18 protein-coding genes, 2 tRNA genes and 1 pseudogene are annotated in these 23,734 nt (G+C 58.8%); 11 read left to right on the top strand and 10 right to left on the bottom strand.

Annotated features, from left to right (window positions below; genetic code table 11):
- Positions 1–17: 17 nt before the first annotated feature.
- Positions 18–2,864 (bottom strand): phosphoenolpyruvate carboxylase, encoded by a 2,847-nt coding sequence (gene ppc / locus ACFO6X_RS12885; protein ID WP_382433675.1) that lies wholly within the window; start codon positions 2,862–2,864, stop codon positions 18–20.
- 128 nt (positions 2,865–2,992) lie between these two features.
- Between ppc and hemC the strand changes: the two genes are divergently transcribed.
- The 11 genes and pseudogenes from hemC to ACFO6X_RS12830 all read left to right on the top strand — a co-directional run bounded on the left by hemC (position 2,993) and on the right by ACFO6X_RS12830 (position 17,797).
- Positions 2,993–3,919, top strand: coding sequence for a hydroxymethylbilane synthase (hemC, locus tag ACFO6X_RS12880; RefSeq protein WP_382433673.1), 927 nt, complete (start codon positions 2,993–2,995; stop codon positions 3,917–3,919).
- Positions 3,920–3,964: 45 nt separating this feature from the next.
- The gene (locus ACFO6X_RS12875) at positions 3,965–4,777 is read left to right on the top strand and encodes a uroporphyrinogen-III synthase (protein WP_382433671.1); all 813 of its coding nucleotides are present in this window, start codon (positions 3,965–3,967) and stop codon (positions 4,775–4,777) included.
- Positions 4,774–5,889, top strand: coding sequence for a uroporphyrinogen-III C-methyltransferase (locus tag ACFO6X_RS12870; protein WP_382433669.1), 1,116 nt, complete (start codon positions 4,774–4,776; stop codon positions 5,887–5,889). Before ACFO6X_RS12875 ends, ACFO6X_RS12870 begins: the two co-directional genes overlap by 4 nt.
- 20 nt (positions 5,890–5,909) lie before the next feature.
- A pseudogene (locus tag ACFO6X_RS12865) lies at positions 5,910–7,160 on the top strand (heme biosynthesis HemY N-terminal domain-containing protein); the annotation flags it as partial.
- A gap of 33 nt (positions 7,161–7,193) precedes the next feature.
- The gene (locus ACFO6X_RS12860) at positions 7,194–10,400 is read left to right on the top strand and encodes a PAS domain S-box protein (protein ID WP_382433751.1); all 3,207 of its coding nucleotides are present in this window, start codon (positions 7,194–7,196) and stop codon (positions 10,398–10,400) included.
- A gap of 40 nt (positions 10,401–10,440) precedes the next feature.
- Positions 10,441–11,439 (top strand): substrate-binding domain-containing protein, encoded by a 999-nt coding sequence (locus ACFO6X_RS12855; protein WP_382433667.1) that lies wholly within the window; start codon positions 10,441–10,443, stop codon positions 11,437–11,439.
- Between the two features lie 16 nt (positions 11,440–11,455).
- A complete protein-coding gene (locus ACFO6X_RS12850; RefSeq protein WP_382433665.1) occupies positions 11,456–14,506 on the top strand; it encodes an ATP-binding protein in 3,051 nt (1,016 codons plus the stop codon).
- Positions 14,479–15,819 carry a diguanylate cyclase gene (locus ACFO6X_RS12845; RefSeq protein WP_382433663.1) on the top strand — a complete coding sequence of 447 codons (1,341 nt, stop codon included), beginning with the start codon at positions 14,479–14,481 and terminating at the stop codon, positions 15,817–15,819. The genes ACFO6X_RS12850 and ACFO6X_RS12845 overlap by 28 nt, the downstream gene beginning before the upstream one ends.
- A gap of 147 nt (positions 15,820–15,966) precedes the next feature.
- Positions 15,967–16,554, top strand: coding sequence for a cytochrome b (locus tag ACFO6X_RS12840; protein ID WP_382433661.1), 588 nt, complete (start codon positions 15,967–15,969; stop codon positions 16,552–16,554).
- A 50-nt stretch (positions 16,555–16,604) separates the two neighbouring features.
- Entirely contained in the window at positions 16,605–17,180 is a 576-nt protein-coding gene (locus ACFO6X_RS12835) for a YceI family protein (protein WP_382433659.1), read from the top strand.
- 41 nt (positions 17,181–17,221) lie between these two features.
- Positions 17,222–17,797 carry a YceI family protein gene (locus ACFO6X_RS12830; protein ID WP_382433657.1) on the top strand — a complete coding sequence of 192 codons (576 nt, stop codon included), beginning with the start codon at positions 17,222–17,224 and terminating at the stop codon, positions 17,795–17,797.
- A gap of 149 nt (positions 17,798–17,946) precedes the next feature.
- Here the strand turns inward: ACFO6X_RS12830 and ACFO6X_RS12825 are convergent.
- From ACFO6X_RS12825 to ACFO6X_RS12785, 9 genes are all read right to left on the bottom strand, one after another.
- A tRNA-Val gene (locus tag ACFO6X_RS12825) sits at positions 17,947–18,021 on the bottom strand.
- A gap of 36 nt (positions 18,022–18,057) precedes the next feature.
- A tRNA-Val gene (locus ACFO6X_RS12820) sits at positions 18,058–18,132 on the bottom strand.
- Between the two features lie 46 nt (positions 18,133–18,178).
- Positions 18,179–18,883, bottom strand: a complete 705-nt coding sequence (dnaQ, locus tag ACFO6X_RS12815) for a DNA polymerase III subunit epsilon (protein WP_382433655.1) — start codon at positions 18,881–18,883, stop codon at positions 18,179–18,181.
- A 1-nt stretch (position 18,884) separates the two neighbouring features.
- The gene (gene fdx / locus ACFO6X_RS12810) at positions 18,885–19,223 is read right to left on the bottom strand and encodes an ISC system 2Fe-2S type ferredoxin (RefSeq protein ID WP_382433653.1); all 339 of its coding nucleotides are present in this window, start codon (positions 19,221–19,223) and stop codon (positions 18,885–18,887) included.
- Between the two features lie 20 nt (positions 19,224–19,243).
- Complete coding sequence (gene hscA, locus ACFO6X_RS12805; protein WP_382433651.1) at positions 19,244–21,115, bottom strand: Fe-S protein assembly chaperone HscA; 1,872 nt, start codon at positions 21,113–21,115, stop codon at positions 19,244–19,246.
- A gap of 35 nt (positions 21,116–21,150) precedes the next feature.
- The gene (hscB, locus tag ACFO6X_RS12800) at positions 21,151–21,669 is read right to left on the bottom strand and encodes a Fe-S protein assembly co-chaperone HscB (protein WP_382433649.1); all 519 of its coding nucleotides are present in this window, start codon (positions 21,667–21,669) and stop codon (positions 21,151–21,153) included.
- Positions 21,670–21,744: 75 nt separating this feature from the next.
- Positions 21,745–22,068 (bottom strand): iron-sulfur cluster assembly protein IscA, encoded by a 324-nt coding sequence (gene iscA / locus ACFO6X_RS12795; protein WP_382433647.1) that lies wholly within the window; start codon positions 22,066–22,068, stop codon positions 21,745–21,747.
- Positions 22,069–22,072: 4 nt separating this feature from the next.
- Positions 22,073–22,477: a Fe-S cluster assembly scaffold IscU gene (gene iscU, locus ACFO6X_RS12790; RefSeq protein ID WP_382433645.1), complete on the bottom strand. Its 405-nt coding sequence runs from the start codon at positions 22,475–22,477 to the stop codon at positions 22,073–22,075.
- Positions 22,478–22,492: 15 nt separating this feature from the next.
- Positions 22,493–23,713, bottom strand: coding sequence for an IscS subfamily cysteine desulfurase (locus ACFO6X_RS12785; protein ID WP_382433643.1), 1,221 nt, complete (start codon positions 23,711–23,713; stop codon positions 22,493–22,495).
- Positions 23,714–23,734: the final 21 nt, after the last annotated feature.

Raw genomic sequence — 23,734 nt, 5'->3', positions numbered from 1 at the left:
ATCGGGTGATTGTGGCGTTAACCGGTGTTGCGTAAACCCGCTGCAATACCGTTGATCGAGATATGGATACCCGTCTGCACGCGCTCATCACCCTCCCCCTCACGCCAGCGGCGCACCAGTTCTACTTGCAGATGGTGCAGCGGGTCGATGTAAGGGAAACGGTGGCGAATCGAGCGGGCCAACGCCGTGTTATTGACCAGGCGCTGCTTCTCGCCAGTGATGCGTGCCAGTGCCTCGGCGGTACGGTGCCATTCTGTTTCAATGGTGCTAAAAATCTTCTTGCGCAGGCGGGGGTTGTCTACCAACTCGCTGTAGCGCGAGGCCAGTGCCAAATCACTTTTAGCCAACACCATGTCCATGTTCGACAGCAGCGTGCTAAAAAACGGCCACTGGCGGTACATCTTGCGCAACAGCGCCAGCTGGGCCTTGGGGTCGGTGCCTTCGGCATGCAAAAAGGCGTCTACCGCCGCACCAAAGCCATACCAACCTGGCAGCGTCAGGCGGCACTGGCCCCAACTGAAGCCCCAAGGAATAGCCCGCAAATCCTCAATCTTTTGTGAAGGCTTGCGCGAGGCCGGGCGCGAACCGATATTGAGCTCGGCAATCTCGCGGATGGGCGTGGAGTTGAAGAAGTAGTCGGTAAAACCGGGGGTCTCATAGACCAGCGCGCGGTAGGCGTCCATGCTGGCCTGTGACAGCTGGGCCGCAGCCGCCAGAAAATCTGGCGTGGCCGACTTGGTGGGCTGCAACAAGGTGGCCTCCAAAGTGGCTGCCACCAATGTTTCCAAATTGCGGCGGCCAATTTCGGGGTTGGCATATTTGGAGGCAATCACTTCGCCTTGCTCTGTCAGGCGAATCTGGCCGCGCACGGTGCCTGGGGGCTGCGCCAAAATCGCTTGGTAGCTGGGGCCACCGCCCCGACCTACCGTGCCGCCACGCCCGTGGAACATGCGCAAACGGATGGGCGTGTTGCCCGCAGACAGCTCGTCAAACAGCTCCACCAAAGCGATTTCTGCCCGGTAAAGCTCCCAGTTGCTGGTAAAGATGCCGCCGTCTTTATTGCTGTCGGAGTAACCAAGCATGATGTCCTGCTCGGCACCACTGCGGCGCACCAAGGCCGCTACATCGGGGAGTTGGTAGAACTCGCGCATGATGGTGGGGGCGTTGCGCAAGTCTTCAATCGTCTCAAACAGCGGCACCACAATCAGGTCGCAATGGGCTTGGCCCCATACCGGAGAGGCCTGCCCCAAAGTGCCACGCAGCAGCCCCACCTCTTTTTGCAACAACAGCACTTCCAGCAAATCGCTCACGGTTTCTGTATGGCTGATGATGTAGTGCCGGATGGCCTCGGCCCCATAGCGGCGGCGCATTTGCAAGGCTGTCTCAAAAATCGCCAACTCGCTTTGCGTATGTTCAGAATACGGCACGCCCTGCACCCGCAACGGACGTGCGTCCTGCAATAGACGCATCAGCACAGCCCGTTTGGCAGCCTCGCCCAAATCCGCATAGTCTGGCTCAATACGGGCCACAGCCAATAACTCGGCAATCACCCGCTCGTGCTGGTCAGAGCTTTGACGCAAATCCACCGTAGCCAGATGGAAGCCAAACACCTCTACCGCCCGTATCAACGGGCTCAGACGTTCAGGCACCAAAGCAGCACCGTGGTGTGCCTGGAGTGAAGCGGCAATCGTGCGCAACTCGGCCAAAAATTCGGCCGCATCACCATAGGGGTTTTGCGGTGCCACGGCATGGCGTGCCGCTTCGGTACCGGCCAACTGCTCTAGGGTTGCTGCCAGACGCGCATAGATGCCTGTGAGGGCGCGGCGATAAGGCTCATCTTGGCGGTGGGCATTGCTATCGGGCGAGCTTTGGGCCAAGGCTTGCATCTCAGGCGTTTGTTCCACCAGCCGGGCCGACATGGACAACTCGCTGCCCAACAAATGCACCTCGGTCAGGTAGTGGCGCAGGGCCACTTCACTCTGACGGCGCAACGCCTGCTCCAACGTGGTGGCACTGACATTGGGGTTGCCGTCGCGGTCACCACCAATCCATTGCCCCATGCGCAAAAAGCTGTGTACGTGCTGATCACCCAGTTCGCTTTCCAACTCGGCATAGATGCGTGGAATTTCGCGCAGAAAGGTGGCCTCGTAATACGACAGGGCATTTTCAATCTCGTCGGCCACGGTCAATTTGCTGTAGCGCAGCAAGCGGGTTTGCCACAACTGGGCCACCCGGGCGCGCAATTGGGCTTCGTTGGCAGCCAAAGCGCGTGGAGTCAGGGCGTCTTTGGCACTGTTGTAGAGCTGTGCGCGCTCCACAATGTCGTCACGGGCACCCAAGAGCTGCGCAATGCCGCGTTCGGCGTCCAGAATGCTTTTGCGCTGCACCTCGGTGGGGTGGGCGGTGAGCACCGGAGCCACATAACTGCTGGCCAGTGCCTCGGCAATGGTGCTGGGTGCAATGCCCTCCCAACGCAAGCGCGACAACGCCACAGCAATGCTGCCCTCTTGCGTATCACCCGCACGATCGCGAATGGTGCGGCGGCGGATGTGGTGGCGGTCTTCGGCCAAGTTGGCTAAATGGCTAAAATAGGTGAAGGCGCGGATCACGCTCACCGTTTGGTCGCCACTCAAACCCTTGAGCAACTTTTTAAGCGCCTTGTCGGCGTCGTGGTCGGCATCCCGGCGAAAAGCCACCGAGAGTTTGCGCACCTGCTCAATCAGCTCAAAAGCGTCTACGCCTTCTTGCTCACGGATCACATCACCCAGAATGCGCCCTAACAGGCGGATATCCTGGATCAGGGGCGCGTCTTTGTCGGTTTTACGCGCCGGTGGGGCTTCTGTCTTACGAACGGACGAAGTCATTTTGGTTGAGTCTCCTGGCTCAATGGTTTTAAAACTGGAGCCATGCTAGCATCCCGCGCTTGGCTAACCATGTGCCATACAGCCGGTTTTTCTCCTAGGTTCGCCCTCTTTTTGCTCCGCCTGCCGCGATGACTTCCCAAGCCCCCTCCTTACCCTCCATCGTCATTGCCACACGCGAAAGCCGCCTGGCGTTATGGCAAGCCGAACATGTACAGCAGCTGCTGCAAGCGCGCGGCCATGCGGTCTCCTTGCTGGGCATGACCACCTTGGGTGACCAAATTTTGGATCGCAGCCTGAGCAAAGTGGGGGGCAAGGGGTTGTTCGTCAAGGAACTAGAAACCGCTCTGCACGATGGGCGGGCTGATATTGCCGTCCATTCACTCAAAGACGTGCCCATGGAGCTGCCCGAGGGCTTTGCCTTGGCCTGCGTGATGGAACGCGAAGACGCCCACGATGCCTTTGTTTCCCCCCACTATGCCAGCTTGCAAGATTTACCCGCCGGTGCGGTGGTGGGCACCTCCAGCCTGCGCCGTCAGGTGCTCTTGCACGCCCTGCGCCCCGACTTGCACATTCAGCCGCTGCGGGGCAACCTGGACACTCGGCTGCGCAAACTCGACGAGGGCCAATACGATGCCATCGTGCTGGCCGCTGCCGGGCTCAAGCGTCTCAACCTGCATGAACGCCTCCGCAAAATCTTCACCCCCTCCGAGATGTTGCCCGCCGCAGGCCAAGGTGCCTTGGGCATTGAGGTGCGCAGCGACCGCCAAGACTTGATCGATGCTTTGGCTCCCCTAGCACACCAGCCCACCTGGCTGCGCGTGACAGCCGAGCGAGCCGTAAGCCGTTGTCTGGGGGGCAGTTGCTCCATGCCACTGGCGGCCCACGCCGTGTTGCACCATGACCAATTGCAACTGGATGCTGCTTGGGGAGACCCAGAACAACAACAGGCACTGGTACGCGCCAGTGCCTGTGCCACCGTCACCACTTTGGCCGATGCCGATGCGCTAGGACAGGCCGTAGCGGCACAGCTACGGGCTGGCGGTGCGGGCAGCTAAGAAGCAACCACAGCACACCCACCCCACTCCCTTTGTGCGCCTGCCATGCCACCACGGATCGTCATTACCCGCCCTGCGCACGAAGCGGCGCAGTGGGTCGCTGCATTGCAATTGCGTGGGCTGCCAGCGCAGTCTTTGCCCCTGATTCAAATCACGGCCCCCCAAGATACCGAACTGGTGGACAGGCTGCACACTGCGCGACAGCAATTGGCACAGTACGATGCGGTAATGGTGGTCAGTGGACAAGCCGCCCGGTACTTCTGGACGCCTGCTGCGGTTCAAACCCTGGCCTGTTTGGTGGCTACAGGCCATGCACCCAGAGTGTGGGCACCCGGCCCCGGCACCGCCAGCACATTAGAGGCACTGGGTATGGCGCCTTCGTGCATCGACCAACCCGCCAACGATGCCCCACAGTTCGATTCCGAAGCCCTCTGGCAACAGGTACACACACAGATCCGGCCGGGCTGTCGGGTCTTGATTGTGCGCGGCAGCAACGCCACAGCCTCTAACGCCCCCACAGAAGGCTCTGGGCGAGATTGGTTAACCCACCAATTACAACAGGCAGACGCTCTGGTTCACACAGTGGTTGCCTACCAACGTACCGCCCCGCATCTCACACCCGACGAAAAAGCACTGGCCGTACAGGCCGCCCATGATGGCTCACTTTGGCTGTTTAGCAGTTCACAAGCCATCGCCCATCTGCAAGCGCAGCTACCCACACAGTCTTGGCAGCAGGCATTGGCCCTGACCACACACCCTCGCATTGCGGCAGCAGCACAGGCCATCGGCTTTGGCACAGTGCGTCAATGCCGCCCCGCACTCAAGGATGTAGCAGTCTCGATAGAATCCATGCCATGAGCTCTGCGCCTTCTCCCGACCTGTCTGCTGCAACCCCGGTGCCGCCGACAACGGCCTCTGTAGCACCAGAGGCTGCGCCCGGCGGTGCAGGCAAGCTGTGGAGTTACAGCTTGGCTGTCGTAGCCACCCTGGCGGCAGTGGGCCTGACCAGCAGCACCTTGCTGTGGCAAAAGCTCCACACCATCCAAGAACAGCTGGCCCGTCAAAGTGCCGATGCTGGCACCCAAGCCGTAGAAGCCCGCACCTTGGCCCGCGAGGCACAAGAACAAGCCAACGACAACGCCACCCGACTGACTGTGGCCGAAACCCGCCTCAACGAGGTAGCTTTGCAACGCGGTCAGCTAGAAGAGCTGATGCGCAGCGTCTCACGCTCACGCGATGAAACGCTGGTGGTCGATATTGAAGCGGCCTTGCGGCTGGCCCAGCAACAGGCCCAGTTCACCGGCCATCTGGAACCTCTGGTGGCTGGGCTCAAAAGCGCACAGCAGCGCATAGAGCGGGCGGCACAACCGCGCCTGCAACCCTTGCTACGGGCCATGGGCCGCGATCTGGAGCGCCTGAGCACCGCCCATGTCGCCGACACCGCCGGTCTGCTGGCCCGTCTAGACGACTTGGTACGCCAAGTGGACGACCTGCCACTGCAAAATGCGGTGGCGCAGGCAGCAGCCACGCGCCGCCTGCAAGCCAAAGCCAACGCCCAAGCCCATCACAGCAGCACAGCCCCTACCGCCGACCAACCGTGGTGGCAAACCACCCTGCTGCATGGCTGGGAGGTCGTGTGGGACGAAGTGCGCAGCTTGGTTCGTGTCAGCCGCATAGACCAGCCCGAGGCCATCTTATTGGCGCCAGAAGAAGCCTTTTTCCTGCGTGAAAACCTCAAACTCAAACTGCTCAATGCCCGTTTGGGGATACTGGCACGACAATCTGAGTCGGCCCGCTCCGACTTGGCCACCGCCAGTGCCGCCATCAATAAATACTTCGATCCCGCCTCGCGGCGCACCCAGAATGCGGCCACAGTGCTGCAACAGGTGCAGACCCACATGAAAAATACCGAGCTCCCCCGTCTAGACGAAACCTTTGCCGCCCTGGGCAGTGCGGCAGCAGGCCGTTAAGGCCCAGAAAGCACCCGCCTATGCGTGCCGCCCTCTGGCTTTTGGCCCTTTTTGCTGTTGCTGTGGCCTCGGCACTGTTCGCAGGCAACAACCAAGGCACCATCACCCTGTTCTGGCCCCCTTACCGACTAGATTTGTCACTGAATCTAGTGTTGCTGCTACTGGTACTGGGTTTTGCCACCATCTATGCGGCTCTGCGTGGGCTAGCGGCTTTGCTGGCCCTGCCACGCGAAGCCCAACGCTGGCGCCTGCAACAAAAAGAACGGGCCATGCACGCAGCCCTGCTGGATGCCTTAGCCCAATTCATGGCAGGGCGATTCTTGCGCTCACGCAAAGCAGCCCTGCTGGCACTGGCACAGGAGGCCGCCCTCACCCAAGCAGGTGAGGCCATCCCCCACGCACATCAACTGCGGGCCTTGGCCCATCTGATTGCGGCCGAAGACTCCCAGGCACTGCAAGACCGCAAGCACCGTGAACAACATGTGCAACAGGCCATGGAGCAAGCCCCCGCCCACGGCACTGCCCATGCGCAGGTGCTGCGCGAGGGCATACAACTGCGGGCAGCCCGCTGGGCCTTAGAAGACCACGATGCCCGCAGCGCCTTAGACTGGTTAGGAGCCTTGCCCCAAGGAGCAGCACGCCGCACGTTGGCGTTGCGCATTCGGCTCAAGGCCGCACGCCATGCCCACCAGACCCAAGATGCCCTAGAAACCGCCCGCCTCTTGGGCAAGCACCGTGCGTTCTCTGCAACTGCAGCCCAAAGCATTGTGCGTGGGCTAGCCACCGAACTGATAGACAGCGCACACGACCACATCCAATTGCAGCAAGTTTGGCAATCGCTCGAAACCCACGAACGCGCCATGCCCGAGTTGGCCATCCATGCCGCCCAGCGCCTGAGTGCTTTGGGGGGAGACCCTGCCCAAGTGCGCCACTGGCTACTGCCTGTATGGCCGCTGCTGCAAGAATATCCGGGCACTCTGAGTGATACCCTGGCCCTCAAACTGGTCTGCACCCTAGAAGCCAGTCTGCATGAAATAGATGCTCCCTGGCTAGCGCGCATTGAGTCCGCTGCCCAAGCGCAGCCACAACATGCCCGCCTGCAATACTTGGCTGGCGTAGCTTGCCTACAGCGTCAATTGTGGGGCAAAGCCCAGCAATTGCTGACCCCATGCAGCCAGCAATTGCCCGATACGGGGCTGCGTCGGCGGGCTTGGTTGCACTTAGCGGCTCTGGCAGAACGGCGTGGTGACACCCCAGCCGCCACCACAAGCCCAAGCCGAATAACCAGTGGCGCTGGCCCCCCTATGCCGTCCATGCGCCCACCTCCCTCCTCGCGCGACTGGTTGCCCTACCTGACTGGGGCCAGCGTGATTGGCATTCTGATCGTGGTGCTCACTGCTATGGCACTGTGGCAAGAAACCCAGCGCCAGCAAGAACGCCACGTCACCCAGACGCAGGAAACCACCCATCTGCTGGCCCACCATATCGAATCCATTTTCGATCAGACCGACACGGCCCTGCAGTCAATTGCCTATCACTACACCGAACAACAGCACACAGGCACCTTCCATCCAGCACGCTTCAACGCGGCCATGCAACAGCAACTGACGCTGTTGCCACATCTGTACAGTTTGCGCATTACCGACCCCCAAGGCGTGCTGCGTTACGGCACGGGTGAACTCCAGCCACTCGACTTGGCCGATAGACCCTACTTCCAATCGGTGCGCAGCGCAACAGTTACGCCAGGCCATGCAGGTCTGGTCATAGAAGGGCCACTGCAAGATCGGCTGGGTGGCCGTTGGATACTGGTGCTGGCCAGGCGGCTAGAACAGCCCGGCGGTGATTTTGCAGGCATGGTCTATGCCACTTTTGCGATTGCCTCGCTCGACCATATTTTGAGCCAGACCCCCATCGGCCCCGCTGGGATGGTGGCTCTGCGCACCGCCCAATCGCTGACCCAGATCGCCCAATACCCTGCCACGCCAGACACCCACCACCGCCCAGAGCAGTCCAGCCCAGTCTCACCCAAGTTACACGAACACTTGGCTACAGCCCCCCACAGCGGCAGTTACTTGGATACCTCTCCACTGGACAGCATCACACGCTTTTATGCCTACCAACGGCTTGATAACTACCCTCTCTTTGTCATAGTTGGCAAAGCGCGTGAGCACTGGATGGCGGCTTGGGGGCCAAACACTTACCTGTTGCTGGGTTTTAGTGGCCTGATGGTGTTGCTCACATTGCTGGGTGCCCACCGCCTATACCGCATGGCCCAGCAGCATGGTCAGCGGCGCAGCGAGCAAAGTGCAGCCCAAGTGCTGCAAGCCTCGCCCATCGCCATGCTGGTGGTAGACCGGCAAAGCACCGTGCTGCGCGCCAACCAAGCCGCCTGCGCACTGTTGGGCTACACCCCCGAAGAACTGGTCGGCCTGCACAGCATCTATTTGCTACCACCATCTATGCACGATGTGCAAACGCAACTGGCACAACGCTTGCTGCAAACCGCTAGTCCTGCACTGTCTCCACTGTTGGAGCGGGAAGTTTTGCTGCTGCACCACTGTGGCAACCCAATTCCGGTGCAAATCACTGCGGCCGTGATTGAAGTTGACGGCCAACGTCAGGCCATTTTGGCGCTAGAAGACCTGAGCGCCCGCCAACAGGCCGAGAAAATCGTCCACGAAGTGCTCAAGCTACAAACGGCCATCCTCAACCATGCTGCCTATGGCATCTTGGCTACCGACCCTGCTGGAGTGCTGACACTGTTCAACCGCACTGCAGAGCAGATGCTTGGCTACCGGGCCAAAGAGGTGGTGGGTCGGCAGCGTCCCACCCTGTTTCACGACCCACAAAACCAACAAGCCGACTTTGTCACTCTGTTTGCGGGCCGCGATGATCACCAGCCCGTCCAAGACGAGATCATCTATGTGCGCAAAGACGGCAGCCATTTTGTAGGTTCGCGATCAGTCTCGGTGCTCAAAGATGAGCATGGAGCTGCCAGCGGCTACTTGACTATCGTGGCCGACATCTCTGAACGCCGGGCCAATGAACAACTGGTATCCAATGCCCTGGCACGGCTCAAAATGGCCACCGACATTGCCGACTTGACCATCTGGAGCTGGTGTTTTGCCAACGACCAGATTGACGGGGATGAACGGTTGCACCAATGGTATCGGCTGGCTCCAGAAGTACCACTTCAAGGCATCCGCCGCCGTGATTGGCATCGATGGGTGGCTGCCGACGACAGTGCCAAACTCGACGCTCGGATGGAACACAGTCGCCAGACAGGTGCCTCTGGCGGAGGCAGTTTTCGTGTGCAGCAGGCAGATCACAGCTACCGCCATTACGAGGCCCGTTGGATGCTGGAGCGCGACAGCAAGGGCCAACCCCTGGGCCTGCTGGGGGTGGTGCGTGACATCACCACCGAGAAAGAATACGCCCAAAGCCTGCGTGCGGCCAAAGACGCTGCCGATGCAGCCAATCAGGCCAAAAGTGATTTTCTGGCCAACATGAGTCACGAAATTCGCACCCCCATGAATGCCGTGCTGGGCATGACCGCCTTGGTACTGAACTCAGAATTGACCCCGCGCCAACGCGACCACTTAGGCAAGGCCCACGCCTCAGCACAAGCCCTACTGCAGCTGCTCAACGACATCCTCGACTACTCCAAAATGGAAGCGGGCAAACTGCAACTGGAGCAACAGCCTTTTGCACTGGCCACAGTGGTGGGCAAGGTGCAAGACATGTTTGCACATCGCCTAGAGGCCAAGCACCTAGGCTGGCAGGTTCTGCTAGACCCTGCACTGCCCACCCACCTGCTCGGCGATGCCTTGCGCCTAGGCCAAATACTCACCAACCTGCTGGACAACGCCATCAAATTCACAGAGCAAGGTGGCATCACCCTGTCCCTGACCGTGCAAGAGCAGCAGAACGACACCCTGATGCTGTGCGGCGAAGTCCGTGACACGGGCATCGGCATGACCCCCGAGCAAATTGCACGCCTGTTCTGTGCTTTCACACAGGCCGATGGCTCCATCACCCGCCGATACGGTGGCACCGGGTTGGGGCTGTCGATTGTGCAACGTCTGGTGCAACTCATGCACGGCCAAATCACGGTACACAGCAGCCCCGGCCAAGGCAGCACCTTTCGCTTTGCGCTCAGGCTCCAGTGTGTCACCACCACAGAGTCCCCGCATGCCCCCGTCACGGCTGCCTGCGTGGCACCACGGTTGACTACGGCAGCGCCAGCGCCCACGCCACCACAGCAGGCCAGCGTCGCGCACCACACGCGCCTCCAACTCGATGTTTTGCTGGCCGAACTCGAACCCCTGCTGATCCACAACCGCTTGGCCGCCAAGCGCGTGGGTGAACAAATCGAAACCCTGCTGCAACCCACCCCCTGGGCCGATAGCTTTGCAGCCGTCATGGGGCCGACCCGCCGACTTCAGTTCAAAGAGGCGCTCAACGCCTTACACCACTGGATAGCCAGCCTGCCCCCCGAAGAAAAACAATAATGGTGCACAGCACCCTGCCCGTACAACGGAGATCCTGATCTTGACCACCCTTTTGCAATTTTTTTCTGTGATCTTGCTGGCACTTGGTCTGTTGGGCTGCAAAGATGCCAACGAACTGCAACTCAACAGCGTCACCACCGCCTCAACGCCCAGCGTCTCTGCCCCGGCCCCAACGGCTACAGAACAAAAAACGGTAGCGTTGGTGATGAAAACACTGACCAACCCCTTCTTCATTGCCATGGAACGGGGTGCGCGCCGTGCCGAACGCCAATTGGGTGTGCAACTCCAAGTCAAGGTGGCCGCCCAAGAAACCTCTATTGAGCAACAAATTCAGATCATCGACGACCTGATCGGTGCAGGCGTCCATGCCATCATCATCGCCCCCGGCGACTCGCAGCGCCTAGTGCCAGTGCTCAAAAAGGCCGCCGATGCAGGCATCAAGCTGGTCAATGTAGACAACCGGCTAGACCCACAGACGGTGCAACAGGCAGGTCTGGCACCTGTTCCGTTTTTAAGTGTGGATAACGAAAAAGGCGCCTATGCTGCTGCACAGGCGCTGGCCCTTCATGCAGCCCCCGACACCCAAGCCATTGTGTTGGAGGGTATTCGCAGTGCCGACAATGCCCGCCAACGCCAGCGTGGCGCCGAACGCGCCCTGGCCGACAACCCAGCAGTGCAGCTGGTGGCCAGCGAGACAGCACACTGGAAAATTGACGAGGGCTATAGCGTCACACAAGAGCTCATGACCCGCCATCCCAAAGTGCAGTTGGTGTATGCCGCCAATGACATGATGGCGCTGGGAGCCATACAGTACCTGCAAGAGCAAGGACGCACCGACGTCAAGGTAGGAGGCTACGACGCCATTGACGAGGCAGTGGCAGCCATTCGCAAAGGCCAGATGAGCGTCACCGTCGACCAACAGGCCGCCGAACAAGGCTTTCAGGGCGTGGTGCTGGCGCAGCGCCTGCTCCAAGGTGAAACCGTGCCGCTGATGACACTCATCGACGCCCGATTGGTCACGGCCTCTACTCTGCACTAATTTGGTAGGGATGGCCGTGCGCTGGAATACCAACATCACCACCCGGCTGGTGGTCTATCTGCTGCTGACCGCTCTTGTGCCGCTGTTACTGTTTGGCAGCAGTGCGTTCTACATGGCCCGCAGCATCGTCATTGAACAAACCACAGCCAACAACCACCGCACGCTGTCTGAAGTGCAGCAGTTTCTGACCCTCTATACCGAACAAATAGAGGACTTGGCGGCCAATATTGCTGGCAATGAGGCCATTGCCAAAGCCTTGTACGAGGTAGATCGCTCTGCCGGAAAAACCTACGACCGGCTCAACACCCAAGCACAGATTGGTTATATCCTGAACCACTTTTTGCGGGCGCGGGGGTTGGTGTCGTTGGATGTGCTGTCGCTGCATGGTCAGCACTTTCATGTTGGCTCCACGCTAGACACCCACGACGTGCCAGCGCAAACCGTTCGGCGCTTGGTGCAAGAAGCCCAAGTTTCTGGGCAAAGCACCTACTGGCGTGGCATGGACGATGGTGCCAATTTGGGACTGACCTCCAACAAGGTCTATACGCTGATCCGGCCCATCAGCCATTACAACGAAAAAGCCCATGTGCACTCGGTGGTTGGTGTGCTGGTCATCAGCCTCAACGATGCCATCTTTCAAAGTTACCGGGGCCAAGACCCTCACCAAATCCGCCTGATGGCTGTAGATCGGGATGGCCGCTTCATACACCACCCCGAGCGCAACCACTTTGGTCAACCTGCAGCCCCCGGCTTGCTGCGCCTGCTGCACCAAAACCCGACTGATCAACGCCTGGTGCTGGATGGACAAAAAGTATTGCTGTCGTCCATGCCACTACCCAAAATTGGGGGGTATCTACTGCTCACCACCCCGGTAAAACAGCAAACCTCCCAAGAGATGCGTCTGGCCCTGTTGGCGCTGTCGTTGTTGCTGGTGTGCCTGACTGTGATGGCGCTGTTGGTGCGCCACCATGCACGGCAAGTGGTCATGCCCCTGCGGGCCGTGGCGCAAAGCTTCCAGCGGCTGAGCCAAACCCCAGAGGCCACACACACCCCTTTGCCCCTGCCTGCGGTACGCGATGAGATTGCCGACCTGGTCTCAGGCTTCAATGCCTATTTGCAAACCATCCAAGACCAACGCGATGCCGCTGATGCACTGCGCCGCACACAACAGGAAGTGCTAGACAATGCACAAACCCTGCGCACCGCCATTGAGGCCATTGACGAAGCCTTTGTACTGTTCGACCACCACGACCGTTTGGTCTTTTGCAACGACAAATACCGCTCCCTCATCCCCGGCAATCAACACATCAACCCCCAAGGCAAAACCTTTGAGGCACTGCTGCGCGCCCGCATAGAGGCTGGGCAATATGCCGAACTCTTGCATGCACCGCCAGAGCAACAAGAGGCATGGATTCGCCACCGCATGAACATCCACCACAGCGGCCAAGGGGTGATAGAACAAAAGCTGCAAGACGGACGCTGGCTGCGCATTGTGGATCGCAAAACCCCGGCAGGCTATACCGTAGGCTTTAGGGTAGACATCTCCCACATCAAACAAATGCAGGAGGCCGCCGAGGCGGCCAACCATGCCAAGAGCAATTTTCTGGCCAATATGAGCCACGAAATTCGTACGCCGATGAACGCCATCATCGGCATGACGGCGCTGGTGCTCGACTCCACACTGACACCCCGTCAGCGCGACTACCTGGGCAAGGTACACAACTCAGCACGAGCCTTGTTGCAACTGCTCAATGACATTTTGGACTACTCCAAAATTGAGGCCGGGCGACTAGAACTGGAGCAGCTGCCGTTTGAACTGGCAGGCGTACTGCAACAGGTCAGTGATATGTTTGCCCACCAACTCGACGAGAAGCACCTGAACTGGCAAATGGTGCTTGACCCACGTCTGCCACGCTACCTTGTGGGCGATGCCTTGCGTTTGGGGCAGATTCTCATCAACTTGGTGGGCAATGCCATCAAATTTACCGAACGGGGCAGCGTGCAAGTGCAACTCACGTTGCACACAGAAACTGACCATACCGTGACGCTCCAGGGCAGCGTATCCGACACCGGCATTGGCATGACGCCAGAGCAGGTAGCGCGGTTGTTTGCTGCCTTCACCCAGGCCGACAGCTCCATCACACGCAAATACGGCGGCACGGGGTTGGGCCTGTCCATCGTGCAACAACTCGCCCATTTGATGCATGGCAACGTACAAGTGCAAAGCCACGCCGGCCAAGGCAGCACCTTCCGCTTTGAGGTGACCCTGGCACGGGCCAGCGAAGAGGCCCTGCCCCACACTGCCGATGCCCTGGCCCAAGCAACCTGGACATTGCAGACAGCACCGTTACACCACAAACAAGTGCTGGTGGTCAGCCCCCCAGATGCGCCCTGTGCCGACATCCAGGACATGTTGACGCACATGGGGATGAGCGTGAGTACCGCAGGCAACCCCACCGATGCCATTGCCACCGCACAACACAGCCCACTGGCAGCCATTGTGGTGGATTTGCGCCTGCCTGGCATGGATGGGTTCTGCCTTACCCAACAGCTGTACACCACACTGGGCGCACAATGCCCGCCCATCATTGCACTGGCAGCACAGGCCAGCCACCCCCCAGCCACCCCACAGAACCTGACCACAGGCATAGTGGCACAGCTTGATCCCCCCTGGGCCGCAGAACAGTTGCGAGACACCTTGTTGCACTGGATTGCGCCCATCACCCACACCGCACCAGACGAAACCACCTGCGTTGCCAGACAACTGCCTGTGGCCCCGCCTTTGGACTACGCTCTGCTACAACAACGCATAGCGCAACTGGAGCCACTGCTCAGCGCCAACCGGCTGGCGGCCAAACGCATGACCGAAGACATCGAACTGCTGTTACAAAACACTACACTGGCCCCGGCCTTTGCGCCTGTCAGCATAGCCGTGCGGCGCTTGCAATTCAAACCTGCACTAGAGGCCTTGTGGGTGTTTGCATCCCACCTGCCCAGCCATTCACCACTGGCAACACCCCAGATACAAGAGACACCGCCATGCCCAGCCCACGCGCCCAAGTCCTGATTGTGGACGATCAACCTGAAAACATCGAAGTCCTGGGTGAAACGCTGGCCGACATCTGCGAAATCGGTTTTGCACTGTCTGGGCCAGAAGGTTTGACGCAGGTGGCCGAGCATCGGCCCGACCTGATTTTGCTCGACGTGATGATGCCAGACATGAACGGCTACGAAGTGCTGGAAATACTGCAACGCGACCCCAACACCCGCGAGGTGCCCGTGATCTTCGTCACGGCCCGCATCGATGCCGACAGCGAAACACGGGGTATCGAGGCAGGGGCGGTGGACTTCATCCACAAGCCCATCAATCCACAGGTAGTCAAGGCCAGGGTCTCGGCCCATCTAGAGCGGGCGCAGCAACGTGCAGCCCTGGCCGAGCTCAACCAGCAACTGCAAGACTCGCTGGCCCAAATCAAGGCGGCGCAAAGCCGGTTGTTGGTACTCTCAACGGCCATTGAGCAAAGTCCACTCACGGTGATGGTGACCGACTTGGATGGCCATATCGAGTACGTCAACCCCTACTTCACCCAGCTCACGGGCTATACCTTTGATGAGGTTCATGGCCGCAAGCCCTCTATGCTGAAGTCGGGCCTGACCGACCCCACCATCTACCGAGATCTGTGGATACAACTCTCCCAAGGGCAATGCTGGGTCGGAGAAATCATCAACCGCACCAAAGCCGGTGACACCTATGTGGAAGAAACCCACATCGCTCCAGTGGTCGATGCTGAAGGCCAGCGCCAACACTATGTCGCCATCAAACTCGACATCACAGAACGCAAACATGCCCAGCAAAAACTCGACCATCTGGCCCACTACGACATTCTGACCAATCTGCCCAACCGCAGTCTGTTTTTGGATCGCGCCGAGCGCGGCTTGGCTCTGGCCAAACGCCATGACCGCCCACTGGCTTTGCTGTTCATCGATCTGGACAAGTTCAAACCCATCAACGACACCTGGGGCCATGCTGTTGGCGATGTGGTGTTGCAAGAAGTGGCACGGCGCATGCAAGCCTGTGTGCGCGAATCCGATACGGTCAGCCGCGTAGGGGGCGATGAGTTTGTGGTGCTGCTGCTCAATCTCAACACTCCCGCCGATGCCCTGATGGTGGCAGAAAAAATCCGTGTCGCCCTGAACGAACCCATGCTGATCGATGACAAAACCCTGTCCATTTCTTCATGCATCGGTGTGGCCCTCTACCCAGAACACGGCCAAACGCAAATGGAACTGTCACGCCATGCCGATGCCGCGATGTACCAAGCCAAAGAACGGGGCCGCGACCGGGTGGTACTGTTTGACGCCACCATGAGCTCTGCATAGCGCCACTGCCCAATATTCAATTTTTTTCAATTGAAACATCAATTCAATTGGAACTAAAAGAATTTGGTGGTTCTTACACTGACACGTGTTCCACAACGCAACCGCCTCTGGCCGTTGCCGGAACCCCCTCAGATGCAAGCGACCACCATGCCAGATCACCGCCCACCCCATACCCCTGCCGACAGCACACCCGCCAGCCGCTACAACACCACAGCCATAGCCCTGCACTGGGTGCTCGGCGGTGCCTTGGTGGCCGTGTTTGCCATCGGCATTTACATGGCCGACCTGCCGTTTTCTCCCCAACGCCTGCAACTCTACAACTGGCATAAATGGGCAGGCGTAGGCATCTTGCTGCTGTCGGCGCTGCGGTTGGCTTGGCGCCTAACGCACCGCCCTCCAGCCTTGCCCGCATCCATGCAGGCAGCCATGCCCGCATGGCAAAAGGCAGCCCACCACGGCACCCACCATGCCTTGTATTTGCTGTTCTTTGCCGTTCCTCTGCTAGGTTGGGCTTACAGCTCCGCCGCCGGGTTTCCTATCGTTTTTCTGGGGATGCTGCCCCTGCCCGACTTTGTACCCGTCAGCCCAGCCTTGGCAGAGTGGCTCAAACCACTGCACAAGTTATCCGCCTTCGGGATGGCGGCGCTAGTGCTGGTGCATGTGGCAGCGGCCCTGAAACACCAATTCATTGATCGCGACCAGTTGCTGCTCCGCATGTGGCCTGGTCAACACTGAACTTTCCTTCACTGATCGCGCTCAGACCCCCTTTCTTCTCCAATACCACCATGAAACCCACTTCTTTTCTTTCTGCCCTGCTGTTGGGTAGCACCGCCTTGCTCATGGGCACCCCCGCCAGCGCACAACAAGCCTTGGTGCCCGCACAAAGCAGCATCGGCTTCACCGCCAAACAAATGGGCGTGCCACTGCAAGGACATTTCAAAAAATTCACGGCCCAAGTCGTCTTCGATCCCACCAAGCTGGCAAGCAGCAAAATCAGCTTTAGCGTAGATACCGGCAGTGCCACGCTCGGCTCTCGGGAAACCGATGCCGAACTGCCCAAGGCGGTATGGTTCAACGTGCCGCAGTTTCCGCAAGCCACATTTGAATCCAGCAGCATCAAGGCACTGGGCGCAGGCAAGTTTGAAGTGCTTGGCAAGCTCAACATCAAAGGTACCGTCCGCGATGTGGTAGTGCCCGTCGCCCTGACCCAAAACGGTGCTGCCACCACGGCCACCGGCACGCTGGCCCTCAAGCGTCTGGCCTACAAGATCGGCGAAAACGAATGGGCCGACACCTCTATGGTGGCCGACGATGTGCAAGTCCAATTCAAGCTCGCGCTGACTGGCGTGGGCAAACTTTGATTTCTTCAACCCTGTTTTCTTACTTTTTTTAGGAGCCTTTCATGCGCAAATCCCTCTTTACTCTGGCTGCTGTAGCCACCTTGGCCGCTGGTGCTGTGCAAGCGGCACCCGCCGACTACGCTATCGACCCCACACACACCTTTGCCACCTTCGAGATCAGCCACTTCGGTGCCTCGGTCAACCGTGGCCGCTTTGACAAGAAAGAAGGCTCGGTGCAGTTTGACCGTGCAGGCAAGACCGGCAAGGTAGACATCACCTTCGATATCGCCTCGATCAACACGGGCACTGCGGCTTTTGACAAGCATCTGCAAAGCGCCGACATCTTTGATGTGGCCAAGCACCCCACCGCCAAGTTTGTCTCCGACAAGTTCCATTTCGACGGCGACAAAGTCACCGCAGTGGATGGCAAACTGACGCTGTTGGGCAAAACCCAGCCTGTCACCCTCAAGGCCCACCAATTTGCTTGCTACAACAACCCCATGCTCAAGCGCGAAGTGTGCGGCGGCGATTTTGAAGCCACCATTGACCGCACAGCCTTTGGTCTGAACTATGGCGTGGACTGGGGCTTCCCGAAGAATGTGCGCTTGGTCGTACAAGTAGAAGCCGTGAAGCAATAAAACCGGCTCACTCACGCTAGGGTTCGGGTTGGCCTGCGCAGCACTGGTGCAGGTAGCCCGAACCTTTTTGCACTCTGCGTTGTATGGTTTAGAACCGTGCCGAGCAACAAAAAGCCTCTTAAATTGAGAATTTAAGAGGCTTTTGTGTTTGGTGGGTGATACATGGATCGAACATGTGACCCCTGCCGTGTGAAGGCAGTGCTCTACCGCTGAGCTAATCACCCAATGGCTTTGATTCAAAAAACCAAAGCCGCAAATTGTGGTGGGTGATACATGGATCGAACATGTGACCCCTGCCGTGTGAAGGCAGTGCTCTACCGCTGAGCTAATCACCCGTGTCTTAATGACAAGACTGCTATTATGGCACAGTTTTTTGCTGTTTTACATTGCCCGCCACACTGTCTTGCCACCGCTGGCCTTGTCAATCTGGGCCAGCACAGCCTCATGGGCCTCTATTTCCTGTGCTGTGGCTTGCAACACCGGCAGATCAATACCGCGCAAATCCAAGCCCGGCACCTGTACGGCGCCCCCCAACTGGGCATCGTCCTCAGCAATCAACAACGCATCTTGGCCACGGGTCAGGTTGATATAAACATCGGCCAGCAACTCCGCATCCAACAGCGCACCGTGCAAGGTGCGCCCAGAGTTGTCCACGCCCAAGCGGTCGCACAAGGCATCGAGCGAATTGCGCTTGCCAGGGTACATCTCCTTGGCCATGACCAGCGTGTCGGTGATCTCGCCCACAAAATGGCTCAGGGGCGGGCGGCCCGTGCGTTCCAGCTCTTTGTTCAGAAAGCCTATATCAAACGGCGCGTTGTGGATGATGAGCTGGGCACCTTGCAAATAGTCCAGCAACTCTTCCACCACCGCCTCAAACTTGGGTTTGTCTTGCAGAAACTCGTTGCTGATACCGTGGATACGCAGCGCATCTGGGTGGCTGTCGCGCCCAGGGTTGAGATAGAAATGCTTGTTGCGCCCTGTCAACTTGCGGGCCACCAGCTCTACACAACCGATTTCAATGATGCGGTCGCCGTTGTCTGCCGACAGCCCTGTGGTTTCGGTATCGAGAATAATCTGGCGCAACATGTCAGTGGTTTTCTCGGGCGTGATTGATGGTGTATTTGGGAATTTCCACCGTCAGATTGTGCGCACCGACAATGGCCTGGCAGCTCAAGCGCGATTGCGGCTCCAAGCCCCAAGCCCGATCAAGCAGGTCTTCTTCTTCCTCTTCTGCCGCATTGAGCGAGGCATAGCCTTCGCGCACGATGACGTGGCAGGTGGTGCAGGCACAGCTCATGTCACAAGCGTGCTCAATGGCGATGTGGTTTTCTAGCAAAGCTTCACAAATCGAGGTGCCAGCGGGGGCCGTGATCTCGGTGCCTTGAGGGCAGAGCTCAGGGTGGGGCAAAATTTTAATGACGGGCATAGCGTGTCGGGGTAGTGGTTTTACAGACTTTGGACATTTTTGCCGGCCAGCGCCTGGCGGATACCTTGGTTCATGCGCTGGGCGGCAAAACCTTCGGTGCCTTTAGCCAATGCTTGGGTGGCAGCCTCAATGGCAGCAGCATCGTCGCTGCCCTTTTGCTGGCGCAGGGCATCCATCAGGGCGTCAATCGCGGTGCGCTCATCACTACCGAGCAACGCACCGTCGATATCTAAGGCACTTTGTGTCGCCAGCAACATCCGGTCGGCATCCACGCGGGCCTCTACCAACGCACGCGCTTGCATATCTTGGGCTGCCGTGGCAAAGCCGTCTTGCAACATTTTGGCAATCTGCTCATCGCTCAGGCCATAAGAAGGCTTGACATCGATATGGGCCTCGACACCACTGATTTGCTCTTTGGCACTGACCGACAACAGGCCATCGGCATCCACGGTAAAAGTGACACGGATACGCGCCGCCCCAGCCGCCATCGGTGGAATGCCGCGCAACTCAAACCGGGCCAAACTGCGGCAGTCTTGCACCAAATCGCGCTCGCCTTGCACCACATGCAGCGCCAGCGCGGTCTGACCATCTTTGTAGGTGGTGAAGTCTTGCGCCTTGGCCGTGGGAATGGTTTCGTTGCGCGAAACGATGCGCTCCACCAAGCCCCCCATCGTCTCAATACCCAAAGAGAGCGGAATCACATCCAGCAGCAACAAATCGCCAGCGGTGTTGTTGCCTGCCAATTGATTGGCTTGGATGGCTGCGCCCAAAGCCACCACTTCGTCGGGGTTGAGGTTGGTCAAGGGTGTATGGCCAAAAAACGCACCCACGGCCTGCTGGATGTGCGGCATCCGGGTAGAGCCACCGACCATCACCACGCCTTGCACCTCATCGACCGCCAGTTGGGCATCACGCAAAGCCCGACGCACGGCAGCGAGCGAACGGGCGGTGAGGTGGGCGGTGGCGGCTTCAAAATCGCTGCGCTGCACGGTGCATGCAATGGTGGTTTCAGCCAATGTGGCACTGAACTGCGCCGTCTCGTGGCAGGTCAGGGCTTCTTTACAGGCACGGGCAGCCAAACGGGCTGCCGTTTTGTCGCTCGGGGTGTGCAAAGACACGCCCAAGGGAGCCAACACTGCATCAGCCAGTGCCGCGTCGTAGTCATCACCGCCGAGTGCCGAATCGCCCCCAGTGGCAATGACCTCAAACACGCCTTGCGTCAGGCGCAGAATAGAAATATCAAACGTGCCCCCGCCAAGGTCATAAACGGCATAAACGCCCTCACTGGCGTTGTCCAAGCCATAAGCAATAGCGGCTGCCGTGGGTTCGTTAATCAGACGCAGCAGGTGAATACCAGCCAGTTGGGCTGCATCTTTGGTGGCTTGGCGCTGGGCATCGTCAAAGTAGGCTGGGACAGTGATCACAGCCCCATACAGATCATCGTTGAAGGTGTCTTCAGCACGGTAGCGCAGCGTAGCCAAAATATCGGCACTGATTTCTACAGGCGATTTCACGCCCCCAGCCGTTGCTATATGCACCATGCCGCTGGGCGTGCCTGCCTGCGCACCCACCAATGCGTAGGGTAACTTGTCGGCGTGGGTAATGTCGGCCAACCCTCGCCCCATGAACCGCTTGACCGAAGCAATCGTGTTACTGGCATCGTCGGACTGTGCAGCAGCAGCGGCATAACCAATTTGGCGCTTGCCCCCTTCCAGATAACGCACGATAGAAGGCAGCAGCACCCGGCCCTGATCGTCGGGCAGGCATTCGGCCACGCCATTGCGCACGGCAGCCACCAAAGAGTGGGTAGTGCCCAAGTCAATGCCCACGGCAATGCGCCGCTGGTGGGGATTAGGGGATTGGCCGGGTTCGGAAATCTGCAACAGCGCCATGAATTTTTTCTTCTGTGGGATTGGGAGATGGGGCGTTATTGTCCCAGTTGATCTTGGCGCTGCCCAATATCATGGGCAAAACGCGCAATGAACATGAGGGCTCTGACCTGCTGGGCAGCAGCGGCAAAGTCTTGCTGTGTGTCGATGAGTGCTGCGCAACGCTCTAGCCCCGCTTTTTGTGCTTGGCGCACCTCGCGCTCTAAGGCATCCACTTCTGCCAACGTCTCGGCCTCTTCCAAGGCTTCACGCCATTCCATCTGTTGCATCAGAAAGGCCGCTGGCATTGCGGTGTTGTCTTCGGCACGGATTGGCATGCCATGCAACTCGCACAGGTAGGCAGCGCGGCGCTGCGGGTCTTTGAGGCGCTGATAGGCTTCATTGATGCGCACCGACCACTGCATGGCCACCCGTTGGGCGGCAGCGCCTTGGGCAGCAAAACGGTCGGGGTGGGCTTCGCGTTGCAGCTCTTTCCAGCGGTTGTCAATGGCGTTGCGGTCTTGGGCAAAGCGCCGGGGCAAGCCAAACAGTTCAAAATCGTCAGATTGGAGGTTCATTGGGAAAATCCATAAAAAAACCGCCAGCACGCTGCGCGGTGGCGGTTTTGCAGCCAAAGGCCCACCAGAGAGGCGTTAGACGCGGAAGCTCTCTCCACAACCGCAGCGGTCACGCTCGTTAGGGTTGTTAAAACGAAAGCCCTCGTTCAAACCTTCGCGCACAAAATCGAGCTCAGTACCATCAATGTAGGCCAAGCTTTTGGGGTCAATAATCACCTTGACACCGTGGTTCTCAAACACCAGGTCTTCAGGGGCGATTTCATCGACATATTCGAGCTTATAGGCCAACCCCGAGCAGCCGCTGGTCTTGACGCCCAGACGCACCCCCAGTCCTTGCCCTCGGCGGCTGAGGTAGCGAGTGACATGCCGCGCAGCGGCTTCGGTCAGCGTGATGGCCATGATGTCAGGCTGCCGTGCTGCCGTCGCCACCGTGGCGGGCTTTGTAGTCGTTGACTGCGGCCTTGATGGCGTCTTCGGCCAAAATGGAACAGTGGATTTTGACCGGCGGCAGCGCCAGTTCTTCGGCGATTTGGCTGTTTTTCAGGGCAGCCGCCTCGTCCAACGTTTTGCCCTTCACCCATTCTGTCACCAATGAACTGGACGCAATCGCCGAGCCGCAACCGTAGGTTTTGAAGCGTGCATCTTCAATCACACCGGTGTCGGGGTTGACTTTGATCTGCAACTTCATCACATCGCCACAGGCTGGTGCGCCCACCATGCCGGTGCCCACGGTGTCGTCACCCTTGTCGAACGAACCCACGTTGCGGGGGTTTTCGTAGTGATCAATCACTTTGTCAGAGTAAGCCATGAGGAATTTCCTTGATTAGTGCGCGGCCCATTGGATCGTCGAGAGATCAATGCCGTCTTTGTACATATCCCACAAGGGGCTGAGTTCGCGTAGCCGGGCTACGTTAACGCGAATGGTGTCGATGGCGTAATCGATTTCTGCTTCGGTAGTAAAGCGGCCCAAGGTCATGCGCAAGCTGCTATGGGCCAGCTCATCGCTGCGGCCCAAGGCGCGCAACACATAGCTGGGCTCCAAGCTGGCCGAGGTGCAGGCCGAGCCAGACGAGACCGCCAGCCCCTTGATGCCCATGATGAGCGATTCGCCTTCAACATAGTTGAAGCTGATGTTCAGGTTGTGTGGCACACGGCGCTCTAAATCGCCATTGATGAATACCTGTTCGATGTCTTGCAAGCCCTTGAGCAGGCGCTGTTGTAACGCTTGGGCCTTGGCCGCGTCTTGGGCCATTTCTTCTTTGGCAATGCGGAAGGCCTCGCCCATGCCCACACATTGGTGCGTGGGCAAAGTGCCCGAACGCATACCACGCTCGTGGCCGCCCCCGTGCATTTGTGCCTCTAAGCGCACGCGGGGTTTACGGCGCACATACAGGGCACCGATGCCCTTGGGGCCATAGGTTTTGTGCGAGGCCAAGCTCATCAAATCGACGGGCAGCGTTTGCAGGTCGATCTCGACTTTGCCTGTGGCTTGGGCTGCATCGACGTGGAAGATGATGCCTTTTTCGCGGCACAGGGCACCAATGGCCGGAATGTCTTGGATGACCCCAATTTCGTTGTTCACGAACATCACGCTGATGAGGATGGTGTCGGGACGGATGGCAGCCTTCAGGGCTTCAAAATCCACCAGGCCGTTCTCTTGCACATCCAAATAGGTGACTTCAAAACCTTGGCGCTCCAACTCGCGCATCACATCCAGCACTGCCTTGTGCTCGGTCTTGACCGTAATCAGGTGCTTGCCCTTGCCCTTATAGAACTGGGCCGCCCCCTTGATCGCCAGATTGTTCGATTCGGTGGCACCGCTTGTCCAGACGATTTCACGCGGGTCGGCATGGATAAGGGCTGCGACCTGCTCGCGGGCTTTTTCGACAGCGGCCTCAGCTTCCCAGCCCCAAGCGTGGCTGCGGGAAGCAGGGTTGCCAAAATGCTCACGCAACCAAGGAATCATGGCGTCTACAACGCGCGGATCGACGGGCGTAGTAGCGCCGTAGTCCATGTAAATGGGAAAGTGCGGGGTCATGTCCATGGCTGGCTCAATGAAGGTTCA

Source organism: Giesbergeria sinuosa (assembly GCF_042652905.1).
Lineage (GTDB): Bacteria > Pseudomonadota > Gammaproteobacteria > Burkholderiales > Burkholderiaceae_C > Simplicispira > Simplicispira sinuosa.
This window is presented reverse-complemented; position numbering and strand designations above follow the sequence as displayed.